Genomic DNA, 22,548 nt, shown 5'->3' with positions numbered 1-22,548 from the left:
AGGATCTAATTATTAATAATAAATAACGTATCACAAAATTATGAAAAATTTATCACAAACAAATTATGGCTCAGCTTTAGATACAGTAAGGCAACTTAAAGCAAAATTTGGCACCACTTGGAATGCTATAAATCCTGAAAGTGCAGCAAGAATGTATACACAAAATCAATTTAAATCTGGAATCGAAATTGCAAAATATACCGCAGCAATTATGAGAAAAGATATGGATGAATATGATGCAGATAACTCAAAATACACACAATCTTTAGGATGCTGGCATGGTTTTGTGGCACAGCAAAAAATGATTGCTATAAAAAAACACCACAATACTACTAATAAAAGGTACTTATACTTATCTGGTTGGATGGTAGCTGCATTAAGATCTGAATTTGGACCTTTACCAGATCAGTCTATGCATGAAAAAACTGCAGTACCAAATTTAATAGCAGAGATCTATGATTTTTTACGTCAGGCTGATGCTATTGAGTTAAACGACTTATTTAGAAGACTAGAAAATGGCGAAGACGTACAGGCTCAAATTGATAATTTTGAAACACATGTTGTTCCTATTATTGCAGATATTGATGCTGGTTTTGGTAATGAAGAAGCAACCTACTTGTTAGCAAAAAAAATGATTCAAGCTGGAGCTTGTGCTATACAAATAGAAAACCAAGTATCTGACGCTAAACAATGTGGTCACCAAGACGGAAAAGTAACAGTGCCTCATGAAGATTTTATAGCCAAACTAAATGCTGTAAGGTATGCGTTTTTAGAGCTAGGTGTCGATGAAGGTGTAATTGTAGCTAGAACAGATTCTGAAGGTGCAGGTTTAACTCAAAAACTTCCTGTTAGCCAAGAGCCTGGTGATTTAGCTTCAAAATATTTAGATTTTGTTGAAGCAGAAGAAATAGACATTACAGAAGCTAAAGAAAACGACGTCTTAATTAAAAGAGCTGGTAAATTGGTACGTCCTGTTAGATTAGCTAATGGTTTATATAAATTTAGAGAAGGCACAAATATAGAACGTGTCGTTTTAGACTGTATTACAAGTTTACAAAACGGAGCAGATCTGTTATGGATAGAAACACCTACACCTAATGTAAAACAAATTGCAAACATGGTAAACCAAGTAAAAGCGGTCATTCCAAATGCTAAATTGGTTTACAATAACTCACCATCATTTAACTGGACTTTAAACTTCCGCAATCAAGTATTTGAAGAAATGCTTGCTGAAGGAGAAAACATGACTGCTTACGACCGTAACAACCTAATGGATGCAGAGTACGACAATACTGAATTATGTTTTAGAGCAGACCAAAAAATTAAAACCTTTCAAATGGATGGAGCAAGAGACGCTGGAATATTCCATCACTTAATTACCTTACCAACATATCACACAACCGCATTACACATGAATGATTTAACCGCTGGATATTTTGGAGATCAAGGGATGCTTGCTTATGTTAAAGACGTACAAAGACAAGAAATACGTAAAGGTGTAGCTTGCGTTAAACACCAAAGAATGGCAGGTTCTGATCTTGGCGATGACCACAAAACATTTTTTGCAGGTGATAAGGCTTTAAAAGCTGGTGGAACAAAAAACACTTCCAATCAATTTGAAGTTAAAACAAAAAAAAACATCACTCAAAAACAAACTGCTGATGTCGTATAATTAATATTTAAATTTAGTTTTAATGCAACACACAAACTTAGCTTTTATTAGCGGTTTGTGTGTTTTTGGTTTAGAATAAAAACACAATAAAACAGTAATTATTTGATAGCTTGATTATGTCATATATTTAAACTAAATTAGATTTAAATTTTGCAAAAAGAAAAATACGCTTTAATCAAACCAAAATAATGAAAAAAATCATCTTCACTAGTCTAGCACTTTCACTACTTTTTTTATCCTGTAAAGAAGATACAAAAATAATAACTAACGATAATAAAACAGTTAATACTTCGACAACTAAAATAACAGATTCACCTTCTACAGAAAAACCAACAACAACTAATGACACGAAGTTTTCTTGGGATAATATCACAACCTCAACTGAAGACATTGGAGACTACCCTTATATTGCACCTCCTAAAACAATGAAGACTAACAAAAGTAATAGTGGTACTCAGTCTTATGAATTTCATAAACTACAAATGTTTGATGGAACTACACTTTTTGATTTAGAAGGACGTGTTGATAAAATGAGTATTCAAATGGATCCAAATAGCAAACAATGGAACCAATACTTATTTGATAAAAGTATTGAAGAATACCTTAAATCTATAGGAGCTGTTCTAGTTTCGGATAAAAAAATACCAAACGAACTTATTAAAACTTGGGGAACCTCTCCAAACGAACAATATGCACACATGAATAAATTTTATGTTGGTGATGTGGTTAACGATAAAGTCAGAATGTATGTCCTTAAGACTGTTGATAAAAAAATTGGGTTTCAAATATATTCAGATACGTCAACAGGAAATATTGGTGTTGTTGAATTAGAAAATTTTAAACAAACCATCGAAAAAGTAACTGCTAAAGACATTTTAAATGACATTGAAACAAAAGGTTTTGCTTCATTACACATTAATTTTGACACAGGGAAATCAAGAATTAAAACTGAATCTTTTGAAATCATTGATGAAATCACTAAAATGATGAAAGACAATAAAGATTTAAAAATTAGTATTGAAGGACATACAGATGATGTTGGTGATGAGAAATCAAATCTTAAATTATCCGAAAACCGAGCAAAATCTGTACAAATTTCACTTATTGATGAAGGAATAGACGCCAACAGACTCAAAAGTAAAGGTTTTGGACAAACAAAACCAATCGAAGATAACACTACAGAACAAGGTCGCACAAAAAACAGACGCGTAGAATTAAGAAAAATTTAAAACATGCAAGAACAATTAAAAATTTTTAAAATCATCCATATAGCATTAGTAGTCGGTATAATAATGGCATACTTTTTTTTAGGCAACCTATCTGACTTTAGTCAATTAAAAATGCCTGAAATTAATAATGAAAACATGATTTATTTAGCCATACCAATTGTTGCATTTTTACTTAGCAACCTACTATTTAAAAGATTGGTTTCTAAAATTGAAAGTAATTTAAGCTTAAAACAAAAACTAGTTGCCTATCAAAGTGCTACCATTGTACGCTATGCCATACTTGAAGGAGCTGCATTTATTATACTAATAATATTTCCAGAATTTATCGTATTTGGAATATTATTAATAGTATACATGGCATTATTAAGACCTACTGAACAAAGAATTAAAAGAGATTTACATATTTTAGATTAACCATTACAAACCTAAAAGTAAATTTTAAATAAAAAAAGCACAATCCTAAGATTGTGCTTTTTTAATATATAACGTTTTGTTGTTTAGATCTCTCTGTTTTTATCCCAAGCTTCTAAATAATCTTTAACAGCTTTAACAAATTGTCCACCCAGTGCACCATTAACAACCCTATGGTCGTAACTGTGTGACAGATACATTTTGTAACGGATTCCGATAAAGTCACCTTCTGGAGTTTCGATTACAGCAGGTACTTTACGTATTGCTCCTAAAGCTAGAATACCAACTTGAGGTTGATTAATAATTGGCGTACCCATAATACTTCCAAACGTACCTACATTGGTTACAGTGTACGTTCCGCCTTGTATATCATCTGGTGCTAATTTACCTTCTCTAGCACGTCCAGCTAAATCATTAACTTGCTTTGTCATACCAACTAGATTTAATTGATCTGCATTTTTAATTACAGGTACAATTAAATTACCGTCTGGTAAAGCTGCAGCCATACCTAGATTAATATTTTTCTTTTTTATGATTGTATCACCTTGTAATGAAATATTCATCATCGGGAAGTCACGCAACGCTTTTGCTATAGCTTCCATAAATATTGGTGTAAAAGTTAAGTTTTGACCTTCGCGCTTTGCAAAACCATCTTTAACTTTTTTACGCCAATTCCAAATATTTGTAACATCAGCTTCTATAAAACTTTGCACATGCGCACTAGTTTGTACAGATTGTACCATGTGATGCGATATTAGTTTACCCATTCTGGTTAACTCAATAATCTCATCTTCACCAGAAACAGCAATTGGTGTTGCTTTTGGTGCTGGTGCAGTAGTCTTAGCTGTAGTCGCACTTGGCGCTGCTTGAGCTTTTACTGGTTGATTACCTCTATCTTTTAGATAAGCAATCATATCATTTTTAGTCACACGACCATCTTTACCTGTTCCAGTTATTGCGTCTAATTCTGATTGCGCAATACCTTCTTCTTTTGCCATATTTTTTACTAATGGCGAATAAAAACGATCGTCATTAGATGTTATTGGCGCAACACTATCTTTAGCTGTTTCTAAAGATTTTGTTACTTCTTGAGCAGCAACAGGAGCTGCTTCTGTTTTAGTTTCGGTTTTAGGTGCTTCAGTTGCTGAGGCAGTATCACCATCGGTTTCAATAATTGCTATGGTTTGACCAACTTGTACAACGTCGTCAGCGTTAAATAGTATTTCTACTAAAACACCATCAACTTCACTTGGTACTTCACTATCTACTTTGTCTGTTGCAATTTCTAAAACTGCCTCATCTGCTTCAATAGTATCTCCAACTTCTTTTAACCATGAAGTAATTGTTGCTTCTGCAACGCTTTCTCCCATTTTTGGTAACTTAAGTTCAAATCTTGCCATATTAATAATCTAATAGTCTTTTTAATGTGTTGAATTGCAAAATTAATAAATAATAAGCGTTTTTACTACTTATTATGCATCATTTTACAATATCTTAAAAGTGAAGCACTTCACCCCTACTTTTTGCGGAATCACTTCCGAGCATAAAATTAGAACTTTTTGGAATAATTCTAAAGGTTATATTTTTATTTTTTTCAGAATTTGCAAGCGTTTCGATTATTGTTTTAAAACTTAAATAGTTAGCGTCTAAAATTACTTGTGTGTTTTTTTTAAATGGTACTACTTCTGAAACAATTTGCAATGTATTATTGTACTTAGCATTTAATGCTTTGTAGTTTCGGTTGGAAACCAACACATGATTTACAGCTGGCTTTATTTCCGCGAAAGTGTTATTTTTTAAAATTTTAACGGTTTTTATACCTAACCAAACTAGACTATCAAACAAAATATTGCGTTTGAAATGCTTTTTGTAAAAAATTTGCATGGCTCCATAAAAGCGTTTAGCATAATTAGCATCTTTTAAAGTACTTTCTCCTTTAAAATGAATCACTTTTATTGGACCATAATACATATTATCATGACCAGAATTGAATATTTTATATGATAAATCTATATCTTCACCATACATAAAATAGTCTTCGTCAAAACCTCCCACTTCTTGATATAAGTCTTTTTTAACCATCATAAAAGCACCAACTAAAATTGGCGAAATACCTGTAGAGTTGGGTTTAATACTAGTTACATAGTAGCTTTTATCCAAACCAATCATTTTTTTTAAAGCCACTTTTGGTGTCGGAATATGACGCTTACTTTCTGGTAGAAAACTACCACTACCATCTATTAACCTGCAAGCAAAAAGACCTAATTGATTTTTAATTTTTGAAAAATCAAACAACTCTTCAAAACAGTCTTCTGGAACAACAGTATCTGGATTTAGAATACATAAATACTCTCCTTTAGCTTGTTGTGCACCTATATTATTTCCTTTTGAAAATCCTAAATTTTGATTGTTTTGAATGAGTTTTACTTCCGGAAACTTTTGCAATACCATTTTACAACTATTGTCCTGAGAGTTATTGTCTACTACAATTATTTCGGCATCTAGGTTTGTTATTGCTGCTTCAACACTTTGTAAGCATAACTCTAGAAAATGGCGTACGTTATAATTTATGATAATTACGGATAGCTTCATTAATGGCTTATAATTTTAATGAAGATTCAAACGGAATACGGTTTAAAATACTACGTCCTAAGGTAATTTCGTCCGCATACTCTAGCTCGTCTCCAACAGAGATTCCTCTTGCTATTGTAGAGGTTTGAATGCTATAATCTTTGATTTGCTTATAGATATAAAAATTGGTTGTATCTCCTTCCATAGTTGGGCTTAAAGCAAAAATAAGCTCTTTTACCTTACCTTCTTTTACTTTTTGAACCAAACTATTTATGTTTAAATCATGTGGACCTACTCCATCCATAGGTGATATTTTTCCGCCTAAAACATGATACAAACCTTTATGAGACGCTGTATTCTCTATAGCCATTACATCTCTTATATCTTCAACCACACAAATTACATCATCCTTACGTAATGAGTTAGCACAAATGTCGCATAAATCGTTATCGCTTATATTATTACAAGATTTACATAATTTTAAATCGTTGACCATATTTAATAAAGCATTACTTAAATTATGGGTATGCTCTTTGGGTTGACGTAATAAATGTAAGGCTAAACGCAATGCTGTACGCTTACCAATACCTGGTAATTGCGAGATCTCGTTAACTGCGTTTTCAAGAAGTTTTGATGAAAATTCCATAAGCTGCAAAATTAATGTATTTGATGCTAGTTTTCGAATTTATTTTAATCATCCATTCAAAAAATTTAAAACACGTTTTACAAATCTTAATAAAGCTTGTACATACTAATTTTGTATTTTGGCTTCACAAATAAAAACTATGACTTCAATACAGATCCTTTTATTAATAGCTGCTTACTTTGGTGTGCTAATATTAATCTCTTATTTTACTGGTAAAGACGATTCTAACGATGTGTTTTTTAAAGGAAATAAACAATCACCTTGGTATGTTGTTGCTTTTGGTATGATTGGCGCTTCATTATCTGGTGTTACATTTATATCTGTTCCTGGTTTAATTGAAGGTCAACAGTTTGCTTACATGCAAGGTGTGCTTGGTTTTTTTGTTGGTTATCTGGTTGTACTACTAGTATTACTACCATTATACTACAAACTAAATGTTACGTCCATTTACCAATATTTAGAACAACGTTTTGGCACTACAAGTTACAAAACAGGTGCTTTTTTCTTTTTATTATCACGAGTTACAGGTGCAGCTTTTAGACTGTTTCTAGTAGCTTTAGCAATGCAATATATAGTTTTTGAAGCATTAGGCGTTCCGTTTTGGTTAACCGTTGTAATCTCTATATTACTAATCTGGTTATATACTAATCGTGGTGGTATTAAAACTATTGTTTGGACAGACACATTACAAACATTAGCTATGTTAACTTGTGTTATTGTTGCTATTGTTTTAATTGTAAATAAACTTGATTGGTCTATTGCAACCATTTTTAGTCAAGAGGCTTTTGCTGCAAAAAGTCAAGTGCTATTTTTTGATGACGTTAATAGTAAAATATACTTCTGGAAATATTTTATTGGTGGTATTTTTATAACCATTGCAATGACTGGTTTAGACCAAGACATGATGCAAAAAAACTTAACTTGTAAAAACCCTTCGGATGCTAAAAAAAACATGTTTAGCATGTCTGTTTTATTGGTTTTTGTAAATATTATATTTTTATCGTTAGGTGCTTTACTATTTATTTATGCCGAGCAGTTTGGTGTTTCAATTCCTGTTGTTGATGGCAAAACGCGTACGGATTTGTTATTTCCAGAAATAGCCATGAATCAAGGTTTGGGTCTTGGGTTACAAATCACTTTTTTAATTGGACTAATTGCTGCTGCTTATAGCAGTGCAGATAGCGCTTTAACGTCGCTAACAACGTCTTTTTCTGTAGATTTTTTAAATATTGAAAAACTGCCTAAAACGGAACAAAAACCTTTACGTAAAAAAGTACACATTGGTGTATCTTTACTTTTAATTATTGTTGTTGTTATTTTTAATGAACTTGAAGGTAGCGTTGTAAACAACCTTTTTAAGTTTGCTACCTTTACTTATGGTCCATTATTGGGTTTATTTGCTTTTGGTATACTTAGCAAACGTAGTATTAAAGACCAATTTGCATGGATTGTTGGCCTAGCTTCAATTATAATTACTTATATAATCACAGAACTACCTGGAAACTTTCCGGATAGTTTTATTGGACAATATGCATTCCATTGGGAAATCCTTCCGTTAAACGGACTAATAACATGTTTAGGTCTGTATTTAATTTCCACGAAAGCGACACCTAATACTGATTTGTAGATAGTAATACTAAAGTACAGGCGACTTCATAATCTATACCATTAGCTGTTAATAATTGATATAATTCAGGGTTTTCTGTGCCTGGATTAAAAATGACTCGCTTTGGATTTAAACCAATTATATAATCATAATATTCTTTTTGACGTGTCGGATTAAGATATAACGTTATTGTATCTAAATCTTGATATTGTTGTAATTGAGTGTCAATAGTAACGCCTTCTACCTGTCCTGCTTTCATCCCAAAAGCAACTGTACTATGGTTATAATTAACCAATTTGCGTAATGCAATGTTGCTATATCTGTCAAGTTTTAAGGAAGCTCCTAGAACCAATGTTTTTTTATTCATAAATGTTAAAGTTTTAATAAAACGATTTTTTACAGTAACAGATTGACAATTGTGACGTCTTTATAACATAACCAAACATCAATCAAATAATCAATCAAAACAATGAAAAAACTATTCACCATCGTATGTCTATTGGTAGCCTTTAGCATGCAATCTCAAAACCAACCTAATGTCAAACCAAAAATCGGAACTGTTACTGGTACTGTATTAGACGTAACTTTAAACCAACCCTTACCTTATGTAAATATAATTATTAAGGACTCTAAAAACAATTTAATTACTGGAGGTATCACAAATAATGACGGTCAATTTGAAGTAAACCAAATACCAGTCGGAATACACATTGTTAGTATTGAATATCTTGGATTTTTATCACAAACCAAAACTATTATCATCTCTAAAGACAATAAAAAAATAGATTTAGGAACTATAAATCTTGAAGAAGCTGCAACAAGTTTGGATGAAGTAACGATTGTTGCTGAAACCTCAACTATACAACAAAAAGTTGATCGTAAAGTTATTACCATTGGTAAAGACTTGCAAACTGCAGGTGCTACAGCTAGCGAGATCATGAACAACTTACCATCTGTAAGTGTGGACCAACAGACAGGATCTATTAGTTTGCGAGGTAACCAAAATGTACGTGTAATGGTAGATGGAAAATTATCTAATATTCCTGCCGAACAGTTACTAAAACAAATCCCTTCGTCTTCTATTAAAAGTATTGAACTAATTACAAATCCTTCTGCTAAGTATAATCCTGAAGGAATGAGCGGAATTATAAATATTGTATTACATAAAAATACAAAAATTGGTTTTAACGGAAACCTAAACATAGGGTTATCTCATGATGTGGAAGCTAAATTTAATAGCTCTATTGATGCCAATTATAGAAACGGAAAGTTTAACGTTTATGGATCATATAATAACAGTGTTACAAAAAATTTCAATTTTGGAGAAATCAATAGAATTGAACAAAATATTAATCAAAATTTTGAAATTTTAAACAATAACAAATCTCATTTATTTAAAGTAGGCTTGGATTATTATTTAGATGATAAAAACACTATTTCAGTATTTACAAATCAAAATATATTTAATGGATGGGTTGACGTAGACTCAAGTATAAACTATTTATTTGATGCGTCTTTAAACGAAAGTCAATACACAAGAAGTGATAACGAAAATGATTCACAACAATATAATTTTAATTACAAGCATGATTTTAATGATGAAGGACATAATATTGAATTAGAAGTCGATCACAACACTTATAATGGTTTAGCCTTTACACGAAATAACTTTTTTAGCTCACAACGTCCTAATTTTATTGAAGATACAGATACAGATCGAAAAAGTAGTACTATTAACTTAGACTACAGCAACCCTTTATCTGAAACTGCAAAATTAGAAGTTGGACTTCAAGCACGATTATTTAATACCAATATTTACTATCAATCTGATGCAAGAGAGACCAATCAAAATGGAGATTACATACCTACAACCACAACTTTTGATTACACAAGAGACATTTATTCTGCTTATGCAACATACGGTAAAACATTAGACAAATGGAGTTACCAAGTTGGTTTACGTGCTGAAAATGTAACGGTAAACTCAGAAGCTTTTAAAGAAGATTTACAATCTAATGAGCAAACTAATATTCCGTTTGACAATGATTATTTTAAGTTATACCCTTCGGCTTTTGTAACGTATTCTCCTTCAGACAAAAACTCGTTTCAGGTAAATTACAGCAGACGTGTAGATCGTCCAGGAATTGGTCAAGTTAATCCTTTACCTGAATGGAACACACCATTAATTTCTCAGTTTGGAAATCAAGAGTTACGTCCACAATTTACAAACTCTATTGAAACTAATTACACAAGACAATTAGAAAACGGAAGCATTACTGCTGGTGTATTTTACAGAATTATTGAAGACGAGATACAACAAGCCATACTTATTGATAGAACAGATACAAATCGTTTAATTTTTACAAACTTAAACTTTGACAACTCATCTGCTTACGGAGTTGAGTTATCATCAAACTACAGACCTACTAAATGGTGGAGTGTTAATGCTAGTTTCGATTTATTTTCTCAAACTCAAAAAAGTGTAGCCGAATCTTTTGATAGTAATCAAAACATTGTTTTAAATACTGTACAAGTAGATAATGTTATGTGGAATGTTAGGGCTTTTAATAATTTTAAAGTAACTAAAGCTTTAAGTCTATCTGCTTTTGGAATGTATAGTGGAAAAAACAAAAACATACAGTTTGAAACTAATGACATGTTTATGGTAAATTTAGGGATGCGTTACAGCTTCTTACAAGGTAAAGCAAGCTTTAGCTTAAGCTACAATGACATTTTTGATACTATGTATGCACAATTTGAAGGTAAGACACCTTATGTACAAGTTGGACGTTTTAATTGGGAAAGTCAACAAATTTCTGGACGTTTATCTTACCGCTTTGGAGGAGGAAACTACAGAGCAAAATCAAGAAAACAAAGAGATAATGATACTAAATCTGGAGGCGGATTTATGTAATATAAAAATACCTTCTAGAGGCTATTTAGTTGCTAACAAAACAGTTGATGGTTAGTGTTTAGGTTAGTTGCTAGATAAAGAAAACCCAAAGTCTGATCAACTTTGGGTTTTTATTTTTAACACATTATTTGGTAATTAAACAAGCTAATGTTAAAATAACGTTAAATACTGATAATCAGCGTAATAAAATTCAATTTTAGGCGTCTTAATAGTAACAAAACAGTAAATCGTTTTTATTTTTATTTGAATTAGTCTTCACAAAAAACCAACAGATTTATATAGTTAAGTTAAATAGTTAGTTAGTTAATAGAAAAAGCCAAACACAAAATTGTGTTTGGCTTTTTTAATTATATAAAATATTATTAAGTCTTGTAATTAATTACCATTTAATAATAGCACTTCCCCAAGTAAAACCACTACCAAAAGCAGCCAACACAACATTGTCGCCTTCCTTTATTTTACCTTCTTCCCAAGCTTCAGTCAAAGCTATTGGTATAGATGCTGCAGTTGTATTACCATAACGCATAATGTTATTATACACTTGGTCATCTGTTAATTCAAATTTCTTTTGTATAAATTGTGCAATACGTAAATTTGCTTGATGAGGTATTAGCATATCAATAGCATCTTTACCCATTTTGTTTTTAACTAAACCTTCCATTATCACTTCACTAAAACGAACAACTGCATTTTTAAATACAAACTGACCATTCATATGCGGAAAATAGCTTTCGTCATTAGGATCATTATCAGCAATAATATCATTAACCCAACGCTTTCCCATTCCTGGTGCAACCAACACTAATTCTTCTGCATGTTCACCTTGACTATGTAAGTGTGTGGATAAAACTCCTTTAGTAGTATCTTCTTCTCTTGTTAAAATTGCTGCTCCTGCTCCATCTCCAAAAATTACTGTAACACCACGACCTCTTGTAGTTTTATCCAAACCATGAGAATGCAGCTCGCTACCAATAACTAATATGTTTTTATACATACCAGTTTTAATAAAATTATCTGCTACAGATAATGCATATATAAAACCAGAACATTGGTTACGTACATCCAAGGCTCCAACCGTTTTAATACCTAAAGCATGTTGTACTTGCACTCCTGGACCAGGAAAATACATGTCAGGACTTAGGGTTGCAAAAATGATAAAATCAATATCATCCTTATCTATTCCAGCACGTTCAATTGCTTGTTTAGCAGCTTTTACACCCATTGTAGCAGTGGTGTCACCAGAGCCTTCTTTTACCCAACGTCTTTCCTTAATTCCAGTACGTTCTGTAATCCACTCATCATTAGTATCCATCATTTTGGATAAATCTTCATTAGTCACAACGTTGTCAGGCACATACTTACCTAAACCAATAATTTTTGAATTATACATTTAATTATATTTTTATTAATGCTATTGCTTCTTTTATCACTAAAGCAAATAGTTTCGCAATTTAATGCTTTCAAAAATAAAGATTTCACAAATTACACTATTTAATTATGCATGCATAATAACTAACTATTAATTGACAATAAAATTTGCTATAAGTTTTAACAAATCTATCACATTTACCAAAATAGATTTTAAGTAACTTGAAAGTTGAAAAATCAACCTTATTAAAAATGAAAAAACTACTTCAATTATTTGCTATTTTACTACTTAGTAATAGCTATGCGCAACAAAATTTAACATACCAAAAACCTTCTGAAGAAATTTTAAAACTAGCAGATGCAGATTTAGCTCCTGGTGTACAAATTGACAGTAAAGGAGAAAACATGGTTTTGTTTTATCGTAATCAATATAAATCTATTACAGAATTATCTGAAACCGAATTACGTTTAGCAGGATTAAGAATAAATCCTGTAACAAACATTGGAAGCAGAACAACCTATTACACTAATTTAAAAATAAAAAAAACAAAAGATAAAGACGCTAAGCAAATATCTGGCTTACCAGCTAAACCAAGGTTATCAGGCTTTAGATGGTCTCCAGATGAAACCATGATTGCCTGTCTTAACACCACAGATAAAGGTGTTGAAGTTTGGATTTTAGATATTAATAAAGCGTCTGCTAAAAAAATTACAGACGCCAATGTTAATGCTAATATGGGAAGCACATTAAATTGGTTTGAAGACAATCAAAATCTATTGGTAAAAATGTTACCAAGTGACAGAAAACCTTTAATAAATACCTCTACTGCTGTACCGTCTGGTCCTACAGTATCTGTAAGTGATGGTGCTAAAGCACAAAACAGAACGTATCAAGATTTATTAAAAACACCTAATGATGAATTTAATTTTGAACAACTTGCACGATCTGAAATTAAAAAAGTATCTGTAAAAGGTAAAACTGAAACATTTTTAAATGCAGATATGTATCGTAATATTAGCTTTTCGCCTGACGGAACTTATATTATGATTACAAAAATCAAAAAACCATTTTCATATTTAGTAACCTATTCTAGGTTTCCTAACGAAAGTAATATTTATGACAATAAAGCTAAATTAATTTCTAAAGTAAATGATATTGCTTTAGACGAAGTAAGACCAAAAGGTTTCATGTCTACTAGAACTGGAAAACGAAACATGACTTGGAGAAGCGACAAACCGTCAACCTTAGTATGGACTGAAGCTTTGGATAAAGGTGATCCAGCAGTTAAAGTAGATTTTAGAGATGCTGTTTACCAAATGGAAGCACCTTTTAATGCAAATCCAAAACTTCTTATAAAAACCAAACAACGTTTTTCTAATATCACTTGGGGAAATGACAATACTGCTATTGCTTATGACTATTGGTGGAATACAAGAAACACCAAAACCTATTTATTTAATCCTTCAGATAATACTAAAGACGCTAAAATAATAACAGACAGAAGCTATCAAGATGTATATAGCGATCCAGGAGATTTTGTGAGGTCTAAAAACAAATATGGTAATTATACATTAACAATGGATGGTGATAAATTATTTTTAATGGGTGAAGGCTTCTCTAAAGAAGGACAATTTCCTTTTATAGATCAATATGATATTACAACCAACACGACTAAACGTTTATACCAATCTAAATACACTGATAAGCTAGAAAGCTTAAACACTGCTTTAGATATGAAAAAGGGAGATGTTTTAGTTAGAATAGAATCTAAAACAGAATACCCTAATTATTACATAAGAAATATTTACAAAGACAATGATTTAAAAGCTATTACAGATTTTAAAAATCCTTTTAAAAGTATAGAAAATGTTGACAAACGTGTTATTAGCTACAAAAGAGATGATGGATTAGATTTAGAAGGCACATTATATTTACCTCTAGATTATAAAAAGGATAAAAAATACCCAATGATTTTATGGGCTTATCCAAGAGAATTTAAAGATAAGTCAAGTGCATCGCAAAGTACAGCTAATCCAAACGAATTTGTGTATCCATATTGGGGTTCTCCAATATATTGGGTAACTAAAGGTTATGTTGTTTTAGATGATGCTGCTTTCCCAATTGTTGGTGAAGGTACTGAAGAACCAAACGACTCATTCAGAACACAATTAGTAGCCAATGCAAAAGCTGCTATTGATGCTGTTGATAATCTTGGATATATTGACAGAAATAAAGTTGCTGTAGGAGGTCATAGTTATGGTGCTTTTATGACAGCTAATTTATTATCGCACTCAAATTTATTTGCTGCTGGTATAGCAAGAAGTGGTGCATATAATAGAACATTAACACCTTTTGGATTTCAAAGTGAGGAACGTAGCTATTGGGAAGCTCCAGAAATATACTATAACATGTCTCCATTTATGCATGCAGACAAAATGAAAACACCTTTACTGTTAATACATGGTGTTGCAGATAATAACTCTGGAACCTACCCATTACAAAGCGAACGTTATTTTAACGCATTAAAAGGTTTAGGTGCACCTGTAAGATTAGTTATGCTTCCTAAAGAAAGTCATGGATACAGAGCCAAAGAATCTATTATGCATATGCTTTGGGAACAAGAACAATGGTTAGACAAACATGTTAAAAACAAACAATAAATCTCAATAAAAACGGATTACCTAAAAACCATTCAGCAAAACGAATGGTTTTTTTATGTCATCTTGTCACAAAAAAGGTCAAGTTAATCAATTGGCATTTTTGTTGTCTATAACAAAGCAAATAATAAATCTATTTTTTCGCTTAAAGCGGAAATTAAAACATAAACAATATTATCATGGCAAAAGGAAATATTAATGTTTCGGTTGAAAACATTTTCCCGTTAATTAAGAAATTTTTATACAGTGATCACGAGATTTTTTTACGTGAGTTAATTAGTAATGGTACAGATGCTACTTTAAAGCTAAAGCATTTAACTAGTATTGGAGAGTCAAAATCTGAATATGGAAACCCAGTTATTGAGGTTAAAATTGATAAAGAAGGTAAAAAACTTCATATTATTGATCAAGGTCTTGGTATGACTGCAGACGAGGTTGAAAAATACATCAACCAAGTTGCTTTTTCTGGAGCTGAAGAATTTTTAGACCAATACAAAGACAGTGCAAAAGACTCTGGTATTATTGGACACTTTGGATTAGGTTTTTACTCTGCATTTATGGTTGCAGAAAAGGTAGAAATCATCACCAAATCTCATAAAGAAGGTACTACAGCTGCACATTGGACTTGTGATGGATCTCCTGAATTTACATTAGAAGAAGCTGATAAAACAGATAGAGGAACTGAGATTATATTACATATTGCTGAAGACTCTACAGAGTTTTTAGAAGAAGCACGTATTAGCAGCTTATTATATAAGTATAACAAATTTATGCCTATTCCAATTAAATTTGGAACTAAAGAAGTAAACGATCCTGATCACACACCAGAAACAACTACTGATGCTGAAGGTAAAGAAACTACTGAGCCTCAGAAAAAAATCACTGTTGACAACATAATAAACAACCCTAATCCAGCTTGGACAAAACAACCAACTGAGTTAGAGGACGAAGACTACAAAGGATTTTATCGTGAGCTGTATCCAGCACAGCATGAAGATCCATTATTTCACATTCATTTAAATGTAGACTATCCATTCAACTTAACAGGTATTTTATATTTCCCTAAGATGTCTCAGGATATGGCTATGCAAAAGGATAAAATTCAGTTATATCAAAACCAAGTTTACGTTACAGATAACGTAGAAGGTATTGTACCTGAGTTTTTAACTATGTTACGTGGTGTTATTGACAGTCCAGATATCCCATTAAACGTATCGCGTAGTTACCTTCAAGCCGATGGTGCAGTTAAAAAAATTAGTTCTTACATTACACGTAAAGTAGCAGATAAACTTAAATCTTTATTTAATAATAATCGTGAAGAGTTTGAAGCTAAATGGAATGACATTAAAATTGTTATTGAATACGGTATGTTGTCTGAAGATAAGTTTTTTGACAAAGCAGATGCATTTGCGTTATATCCAACTGTTGATGGTAAGTTTTACACTTATGACGAGTTATTTAACGCAATAAAGGCTAAACAAACTGACAAAGACAATAAATTAGTAATACTTTACACAAGTAATCAAGATGAGCAACATAGCTACATTGAAGCTGCCAAAGATAAAGGTTACGAAATTTTATTATTAGACAGTCCTATCGTTTCGCATTTAATGCAAAAACTAGAATCTACTAAAGAAAACATAACATTTGCACGTGTAGACGCAGACTCTATTGACAAATTAATTGCCAAAGACGAAGCTGCAATATCTAAGCTTGACGAAGAGCAAACTAAAGCTCTAGACGAAATTTTAAAAGCTGCTATTCCTTCAGAAAAATTCATGGTACAGTTAGAAGCTATGGATAGTAATGCGACTCCGTTTATGATTACACAACCAGAATTTATGCGTCGTATGAAAGAGATGCAAGCATCTGGTGGTGGAGGCGGAATGCAAATGTTTGGTAACATGCCAGAAATGTATAACCTTGTTGTTAATACAAACTCTGACTTAGTAGCAGAAATTTTAAATACAGAAGCTAAAGACAAACAAACGCATTTAATCACGCAAAGTTTAGACTTAGCACGTTTATCTCAAGGTTTATTAAAAGGTAAAGAATTATCAGACTTTGTAAAACGTAGTTACGAGTTACTAAAGTAATTTACTATTAAAAATATCGCTTTCTCGGAAATAAAAAACCACCTAGAAATAGGTGGTTTTTTTATTACTACAAACCTAATAATAAAATAAAAACAGCCAGATACATTAGTGATTTAATAACAAAAATTAAATCATTAGGTTATACTCAAAAATGATCGTTCATTTTTAAATTAAAAAAAAATGACTAACTTGTACAAGCTAAATGATAATTAGTTAACATGATAAAAACACATTATAGTTTCAGTGTGCATTTACACCTTACCTTACTATATACCAATACCATATGCTTAATTAAAGCAAATAAATGCTATTATGACAACCAATTAATTAACCTGTCAAAACCAGCAACTTTCTAGCTATGAGTACAATTATCATTAACAATACACTAATTAATAAAACCAAACTATTACTGTTAATTGCCAAAGGAAAAAAACTACAAGCCATAAAATCTGTAAGAGACCAATTAAATATTGGCTTGAAAGAAAGTAAAGATATTGTTGACAGATTAACCAACAATCCAGATTATTTTGATGGTAAACCTAATTTTATATCTACGGACTTGTCAAGTCCACTAATACCTGAAGATTTTAGCCAATTTCAAAAAAAAGGCAATCATATAATAGATGATCCTTCTAAAACTAAAAATTACGTCATCTTAATTTTATTAATTAGCCTTATAACAATGATGGTTTTATATATTCAAAAGTAAAATCGCGTAACTCTTTTTCAATTTAAACTATATTTGCTTAACAAATACTGTTTAATGTCCATTACCTTATTGTCTTCGCCTTTACAAGGCTTCACTGATTTTAGATTTAGAAATGCATTCCATCACTACTTTGGTGGTATTGATACATTTTATGCACCATATATTAGGTTAAATGGTAAATTAAAAATCAAAAATTCTTATCAACTGGATTTACAACCAGAAAATAACACCACATTAAATGTTATTCCACAAGTAATGACCAATGATGCTGACGAGTTTTTATTTGTGGTTAAGTATGTACAAAGTTTAGGCTATAAAGAACTAAACTGGAATTTAGGTTGTCCATATCCAATGGTTACAAAATCTGGTATGGGTTCTGGTTTAATTTGTAATCCGACAAAAATTGATGAGATTTTAAACAAAGCACATAACGAGAGTGATATTACTGTATCCATGAAAATGAGAATGGGTTATGATAACGCTAACGAAATTTTAGACGCCTTCCCTACTCTAGACAAATATCCACTTAAAAATATTGCGATACATGCCAGAATTGGTAAGCAATTATACAAAGGGCCTGTAGATTTAGATGCTTTTGAACGTTGTACAAAAAGTACCAAACATAAATTATACTACAATGGTGATATTACAAGTGTAGCCTCTTTTAAGAATATGGAAGCACGTTTTCCTGACATTGATCATTTTATGATTGGTCGTGGTCTAATTGCTGATCCTTTTTTACCAAGTATGATTAAAAATAACACAACCGAATATCCTAAAAACCGTTGGGACATTTTTAGCCAATTTCATGACACAATTTATCAACAATATGACGAGTATCTGTCTGGTCCAACACCTATAAAAATGAAAATGTTAGGCTTTTGGGAATTTTTCTCTCAGTCATTCTCTAATCCTCAAAAAACATATAAAGCCATAAAAAAAGCAGGTAATCCAGTTAAGTACAAGCAAGCAGTTGCTACTATTTTAAATAATGAAAAGTAACATTTTCATTATTTAAATTATATTTACGGTAACCAACCAAAATTTCAATGCAAAATAATTACAGATCCAAAGCTTTTAAGGCTTGGCTAGATAAACTTCAACAAGAAAGTTGGCAATTAGAACTTATTATTTCTGGGTTTTCAGTTTATGGATTATCTCAAGCTTTTGAACCCTTAGAATTATACTATAACATTTCAAGTAACGAAGGCAATACTATAATATCTATTGGTATTGTTTTAATGTTATTTTCTTGTTACATCTTAATGACCTCTCTTTTATTACACGTTGTATTAAGAGGATTATGGATTGGAGCCTTAGGATTACGCTATGTATCTGGAGATATTGACTATAAAAAATTAAATTATAGACCTAAATTTGATCGCTATATAAGACGTAAAACAGGATCTTTTGACAAATACATATCTAAATTAGAAGATTACTGTAGTATACTATTTGCGACTTCTTTTTTATTGATTTTTTATATGTTATCTATTTTTATTAGCATTGGTAGTATTGTTGCTATTTCAATATTAATGATAAAAGATCATCAAAATAGCAACAAAATAATTTTTGTACTTGGTATTGGCGCACTATTTTTTGTTTTAATAGGCATGTTTTTAACTTTTATAGATTTTGTAACACAAGGGTATCTTAAAAAAAACAAATGGTTAGCTAAAATATACTTTCCTTTTTATTGGGTATTTAATTATTTAACACTTTCCTTTTTATACAGACCATTAGTCCATAATTTTTTAGATAATAGATTTGGTAAAAGACTACATTTCTCATTAATTCCATTATACTTTATTGCTGCAACCTTAGCATCTTACCAACATAACAGGTCTAATTATTTGAATACTAATGATGACTCTAATCAGTATATTGCTAACATTAATAATTACGACGAAACAATTACAAAAAAAGGTATGTTTATTAAAAACGCTTCTATACCTTCTAAAATTATTACCACTAATTACCTTCCCGTTTTTATTGAATATAATGAAGACATCGAAGACGCTATTTTTAATTTTAATAAAACCTTAAAACCACAATATGATAAACGTGGTTTAAAATCTGGCTTAAACTTTAGTTTTAATGAAGTCGTTAAAATTAAAAACATGGATAGCCTAAAAACAGAATATTTAAAAACATTGACTAAAATTTATAGTTTTAAAATAGATAGTATAGATTTTAACCAACCTGAATTTATTTACACAAGACATAATAACAACCAAGAAGGGTTTGAAACAGTTCTACCTTTAAAAAACCTTACCGAAGGCAAACATAGTTTAGACATTTTTAGAATTGAAAAGCAGGATAGTATAAATACTAAAAATAAGATAGTAACTATCCCGTTTTGGCATTACTCCAAGTAATTTAAAGTACCTTTGCAACTGTATTAAAAATAACATTTGTGAAAGATCTTTTACTAATAACACCACCTTTTACTCAATTAAACACACCTTATCCTGCGACTGCATATTTAAAAGGTTTTTTAAATACTAAAGACATTTCTGCATTTCAAATGGATTTAGGTATTGAGGTTATTCTGGAATTATTCAGTAAAAAAACGTTTACTAATCTTTTTGATTTAGCCATCAAAAATCAAAGTATTGTCACAGATAATTGTCAACGTATTTACACTTTAAAAGACGATTATCTTCAACCTTTAGATGCTGTTATTTTATTTTTACAAGGCAAAAATCAAACTTTAGCCAGACAAATTTGTACTACTAATTTTTTACCTCAAGCTTCAAGATTTAACCAATTAGAAGATATGGATTGGGCATTTGGTGAAATGGGAATGCAGGACAAAGCCAAACATTTAGCAACCTTGTATCTTGAAGATTTATCAGATTTTATTATTGAGTGTATCGACCCAAATTTTGGATTTAGTAGATACGCAGAACGTTTAGGGCAAAGTGCAAATGCTTTTGACGAGTTATACAACAGCTTGCAAAACAAACCAACAGTTATTGATGAGATCACCTTATCTATTCTAAACAAAAGACTTAAAACAGTAAATCCAAAATTGGTTTGTTTTTCGGTTCCCTTTCCAGGGAATTTATACAGTGCGTTTAGATGTGCCCAGTTTATAAAAGCCAATTATCCTGACATAAAAATCGCTATTGGTGGTGGTTTTCCTAATACCGAATTACGTGAAGTATCAGACACACGTGTTTTTGATTTTTTTGATTTTATAACATTAGATGATGGCGAATTACCAGTTGAGCTATTACACAAAGCTGTAAATGAAGCTAATCAAAATAAAGACCTTTATAAACAAGAATACAAACGTACTTTTGTTTTAGAAAACGGAATAGTTAGCTATAAAAACAATACTACAAAACCAGATTATAAACAATTACAAGTTGGTACGCCTGACTATTCTGACTTACTTTTAGAAGATTATATTTCGGTTATCGAAATTGCTAATCCAATGCATAGTTTATGGAGTGATGGCAGATGGAATAAGCTAACAATGGCTCATGGTTGTTATTGGGGAAAATGCACCTTTTGTGACATCTCTTTAGATTATATTAAAATTTACGAACCTATTGCTGCTTCACTTTTAGTAGACAGAATGGAACAGTTGATTGCTCAAACTGGTGAAAACGGATTTCATTTTGTGGATGAGGCTGCTCCTCCTGCTTTAATGAAAGCATTAGCTCTAGAAATTTTAAAAAGACAATTAACCGTTACTTGGTGGACTAACATTAGATTTGAAAAAAACTTTACTCAAGACCTGTGTTACTTACTAAAAGCCTCTGGTTGTATTGCAGTTTCTGGTGGTTTAGAAGTAGCTTCAGATAGACTTTTAAAATTAATTGATAAAGGAGTCACTGTACAGCAAGTGGCACAAGTGACACGTAATTTTACACAAGCCAATATTATGGTTCACTCCTATTTAATGTATGGCTACCCAACGCAAACTGAGCAAGAAACCATAGATAGTCTAGAAATGGTTAGACAATTGTTTCAGCTTGGTATTATTCAATCTGGGTTTTGGCATCAATTTGCTTTAACAGCACATAGTCCTATCGGTAAAAACCCATCAGATTATGGTGTTACACCTCATTATAAATCCATTTCTTTTGCTAATAATGATATAGATTTTACAGACAACACAGGTATAGATCATTCGCAATTTAGTTATGGGTTAAAAAAATCACTATTCAATTTTATGCATGGTATTGGTTTTGACATGGAATTACAAGATTGGTTTGATTTTACAGTTCCGCAAACCACAATAGCTCCTTTTTATATTGAAGATTGTTTAAATACTGAAACTATTTTAAACACAAAACCTACAGCAAAAATAGTTTGGTTAGGACATTTACCATTGGTTGAAGAACGCACAAAGACAAAAAAAGGATTTACCAATTACTTATTAGACTTAACGTTTCATGATAAAACGGAAACGCTTCAATTAACATTAAATAAGCCTGAAGGCGAATGGCTGCTAAATACCTTAGAGCTTTTAAAACCGTCAAGCGGAAAAACACTTTCGTTTTCGACAATAAAAAAAGACTTTGAAACTAATTTAGAAAATTTCGAGTTATTTTGGTTCTCTAAACCCTTGCAAAAACTGAGAGATTTTGGCTTACTAATACTTTAAGTAAAGTTTATAATTTAAACTAATTGCATTAACTTACCTTTGTCTGA

16 protein-coding genes are annotated in these 22,548 nt (G+C 31.3%); 11 read left to right on the top strand and 5 right to left on the bottom strand.

What is annotated here, in order from left to right:
- The first annotated feature begins 40 nt into the window (after window positions 1-40).
- From JAO71_RS07665 to JAO71_RS07655, 3 genes are all read left to right on the top strand, one after another.
- The gene (locus JAO71_RS07665) at window positions 41-1,672 is read left to right on the top strand and encodes an isocitrate lyase (RefSeq protein ID WP_203000006.1); all 1,632 of its coding nucleotides are present in this window, start codon (window positions 41-43) and stop codon (window positions 1,670-1,672) included.
- Between the two features lie 188 nt (window positions 1,673-1,860).
- Window positions 1,861-2,901, top strand: a complete 1,041-nt coding sequence (locus tag JAO71_RS07660) for an OmpA family protein (RefSeq protein WP_203000004.1) — start codon at window positions 1,861-1,863, stop codon at window positions 2,899-2,901.
- Between the two features lie 3 nt (window positions 2,902-2,904).
- The gene (locus JAO71_RS07655) at window positions 2,905-3,315 is read left to right on the top strand and encodes an MFS transporter (protein WP_203000002.1); all 411 of its coding nucleotides are present in this window, start codon (window positions 2,905-2,907) and stop codon (window positions 3,313-3,315) included.
- A gap of 83 nt (window positions 3,316-3,398) precedes the next feature.
- On the opposite strand, the gene JAO71_RS07650 is transcribed toward JAO71_RS07655, so the two are convergent.
- The 3 genes from JAO71_RS07650 to recR all read right to left on the bottom strand — a co-directional run bounded on the left by JAO71_RS07650 (window position 3,399) and on the right by recR (window position 6,529).
- On the bottom strand, window positions 3,399-4,712 hold the full coding sequence (locus JAO71_RS07650) for a dihydrolipoamide acetyltransferase family protein (protein WP_116824337.1): 1,314 nt from the start codon (window positions 4,710-4,712) through the stop codon (window positions 3,399-3,401).
- 94 nt (window positions 4,713-4,806) lie between these two features.
- Window positions 4,807-5,904 carry a glycosyltransferase family 2 protein gene (locus JAO71_RS07645; protein WP_203000000.1) on the bottom strand — a complete coding sequence of 366 codons (1,098 nt, stop codon included), beginning with the start codon at window positions 5,902-5,904 and terminating at the stop codon, window positions 4,807-4,809.
- A gap of 7 nt (window positions 5,905-5,911) precedes the next feature.
- Window positions 5,912-6,529 (bottom strand): recombination mediator RecR, encoded by a 618-nt coding sequence (gene recR, locus JAO71_RS07640; RefSeq protein ID WP_202999998.1) that lies wholly within the window; start codon window positions 6,527-6,529, stop codon window positions 5,912-5,914.
- A gap of 139 nt (window positions 6,530-6,668) precedes the next feature.
- Between recR and JAO71_RS07635 the strand changes: the two genes are divergently transcribed.
- Window positions 6,669-8,156 (top strand): sodium:solute symporter, encoded by a 1,488-nt coding sequence (locus tag JAO71_RS07635; protein WP_202999996.1) that lies wholly within the window; start codon window positions 6,669-6,671, stop codon window positions 8,154-8,156.
- Here JAO71_RS07635 and JAO71_RS07630 read toward each other — a convergent pair.
- On the bottom strand, window positions 8,140-8,502 hold the full coding sequence (locus JAO71_RS07630) for a CoA-binding protein (RefSeq protein ID WP_028289497.1): 363 nt from the start codon (window positions 8,500-8,502) through the stop codon (window positions 8,140-8,142). The genes JAO71_RS07635 and JAO71_RS07630 overlap by 17 nt on opposite strands.
- Before the next feature lie 102 nt (window positions 8,503-8,604).
- Here JAO71_RS07630 and JAO71_RS07625 point away from each other — a divergent pair, with 102 nt between their 5' ends.
- Complete coding sequence (locus tag JAO71_RS07625) at window positions 8,605-11,049, top strand: outer membrane beta-barrel family protein (RefSeq protein ID WP_202999988.1); 2,445 nt, start codon at window positions 8,605-8,607, stop codon at window positions 11,047-11,049.
- Window positions 11,050-11,428: 379 nt separating this feature from the next.
- On the opposite strand, the gene JAO71_RS07620 is transcribed toward JAO71_RS07625, so the two are convergent.
- Complete coding sequence (locus JAO71_RS07620) at window positions 11,429-12,439, bottom strand: 3-oxoacyl-ACP synthase III family protein (protein ID WP_028607041.1); 1,011 nt, start codon at window positions 12,437-12,439, stop codon at window positions 11,429-11,431.
- A gap of 230 nt (window positions 12,440-12,669) precedes the next feature.
- Here JAO71_RS07620 and JAO71_RS07615 point away from each other — a divergent pair, with 230 nt between their 5' ends.
- The 6 genes from JAO71_RS07615 (at window position 12,670) to JAO71_RS07590 (ending at window position 22,501) form a co-directional block, all read left to right on the top strand.
- Window positions 12,670-15,078, top strand: coding sequence for an alpha/beta hydrolase family protein (locus JAO71_RS07615; RefSeq protein WP_202999980.1), 2,409 nt, complete (start codon window positions 12,670-12,672; stop codon window positions 15,076-15,078).
- Between the two features lie 176 nt (window positions 15,079-15,254).
- Window positions 15,255-17,171 (top strand): molecular chaperone HtpG, encoded by a 1,917-nt coding sequence (htpG, locus tag JAO71_RS07610; RefSeq protein ID WP_202999978.1) that lies wholly within the window; start codon window positions 15,255-15,257, stop codon window positions 17,169-17,171.
- 358 nt (window positions 17,172-17,529) lie between these two features.
- On the top strand, window positions 17,530-17,880 hold the full coding sequence (locus JAO71_RS07605) for a ribosomal protein L7/L12 (protein WP_036598471.1): 351 nt from the start codon (window positions 17,530-17,532) through the stop codon (window positions 17,878-17,880).
- A 54-nt stretch (window positions 17,881-17,934) separates the two neighbouring features.
- A complete protein-coding gene (locus JAO71_RS07600) occupies window positions 17,935-18,882 on the top strand; it encodes a tRNA dihydrouridine synthase (protein ID WP_202999976.1) in 948 nt (315 codons plus the stop codon).
- Between the two features lie 47 nt (window positions 18,883-18,929).
- The gene (locus tag JAO71_RS07595) at window positions 18,930-20,258 is read left to right on the top strand and encodes an LTA synthase family protein (RefSeq protein ID WP_202999974.1); all 1,329 of its coding nucleotides are present in this window, start codon (window positions 18,930-18,932) and stop codon (window positions 20,256-20,258) included.
- A 38-nt stretch (window positions 20,259-20,296) separates the two neighbouring features.
- On the top strand, window positions 20,297-22,501 hold the full coding sequence (locus JAO71_RS07590; protein ID WP_202999972.1) for a B12-binding domain-containing radical SAM protein: 2,205 nt from the start codon (window positions 20,297-20,299) through the stop codon (window positions 22,499-22,501).
- The last annotated feature ends 47 nt before the right edge of the window (window positions 22,502-22,548 follow it).

Source organism: Olleya sediminilitoris (genome assembly GCF_016785945.1).
Classification (GTDB): Bacteria; Bacteroidota; Bacteroidia; order Flavobacteriales; family Flavobacteriaceae; genus Olleya; species Olleya sediminilitoris.
Note: the sequence above shows the minus strand (reverse complement) of the source record. Positions and strands in the feature narration are given on the sequence as shown.

Excerpts from the sequence above, each read along its gene's own strand:
- JAO71_RS07615 (WP_202999980.1), top strand. The coding sequence starts at position 12,670 with ATGAAAAAACTACTTCAATTATTTGCTATTTTACTACTTAGTAATAGC.
- htpG (WP_202999978.1), top strand. The coding sequence starts at position 15,255 with ATGGCAAAAGGAAATATTAATGTTTCGGTTGAAAACATTTTCCCGTTA.
- JAO71_RS07660 (WP_203000004.1), top strand. The coding sequence starts at position 1,861 with ATGAAAAAAATCATCTTCACTAGTCTAGCACTTTCACTACTTTTTTTA.
- JAO71_RS07600 (WP_202999976.1), top strand. The coding sequence starts at position 17,935 with ATGTCCATTACCTTATTGTCTTCGCCTTTACAAGGCTTCACTGATTTT.
- JAO71_RS07620 (WP_028607041.1), bottom strand. The coding sequence starts at position 12,439 with ATGTATAATTCAAAAATTATTGGTTTAGGTAAGTATGTGCCTGACAAC.
- JAO71_RS07595 (WP_202999974.1), top strand. The coding sequence starts at position 18,930 with ATGCAAAATAATTACAGATCCAAAGCTTTTAAGGCTTGGCTAGATAAA.
- recR (WP_202999998.1), bottom strand. The coding sequence starts at position 6,529 with ATGGAATTTTCATCAAAACTTCTTGAAAACGCAGTTAACGAGATCTCG.
- JAO71_RS07650 (WP_116824337.1), bottom strand. The coding sequence starts at position 4,712 with ATGGCAAGATTTGAACTTAAGTTACCAAAAATGGGAGAAAGCGTTGCA.
- JAO71_RS07605 (WP_036598471.1), top strand. The coding sequence starts at position 17,530 with ATGAGTACAATTATCATTAACAATACACTAATTAATAAAACCAAACTA.
- JAO71_RS07655 (WP_203000002.1), top strand. The coding sequence starts at position 2,905 with ATGCAAGAACAATTAAAAATTTTTAAAATCATCCATATAGCATTAGTA.
- JAO71_RS07625 (WP_202999988.1), top strand. The coding sequence starts at position 8,605 with ATGAAAAAACTATTCACCATCGTATGTCTATTGGTAGCCTTTAGCATG.
- JAO71_RS07645 (WP_203000000.1), bottom strand. The coding sequence starts at position 5,904 with ATGAAGCTATCCGTAATTATCATAAATTATAACGTACGCCATTTTCTA.
- JAO71_RS07630 (WP_028289497.1), bottom strand. The coding sequence starts at position 8,502 with ATGAATAAAAAAACATTGGTTCTAGGAGCTTCCTTAAAACTTGACAGA.
- JAO71_RS07665 (WP_203000006.1), top strand. The coding sequence starts at position 41 with ATGAAAAATTTATCACAAACAAATTATGGCTCAGCTTTAGATACAGTA.
- JAO71_RS07635 (WP_202999996.1), top strand. The coding sequence starts at position 6,669 with ATGACTTCAATACAGATCCTTTTATTAATAGCTGCTTACTTTGGTGTG.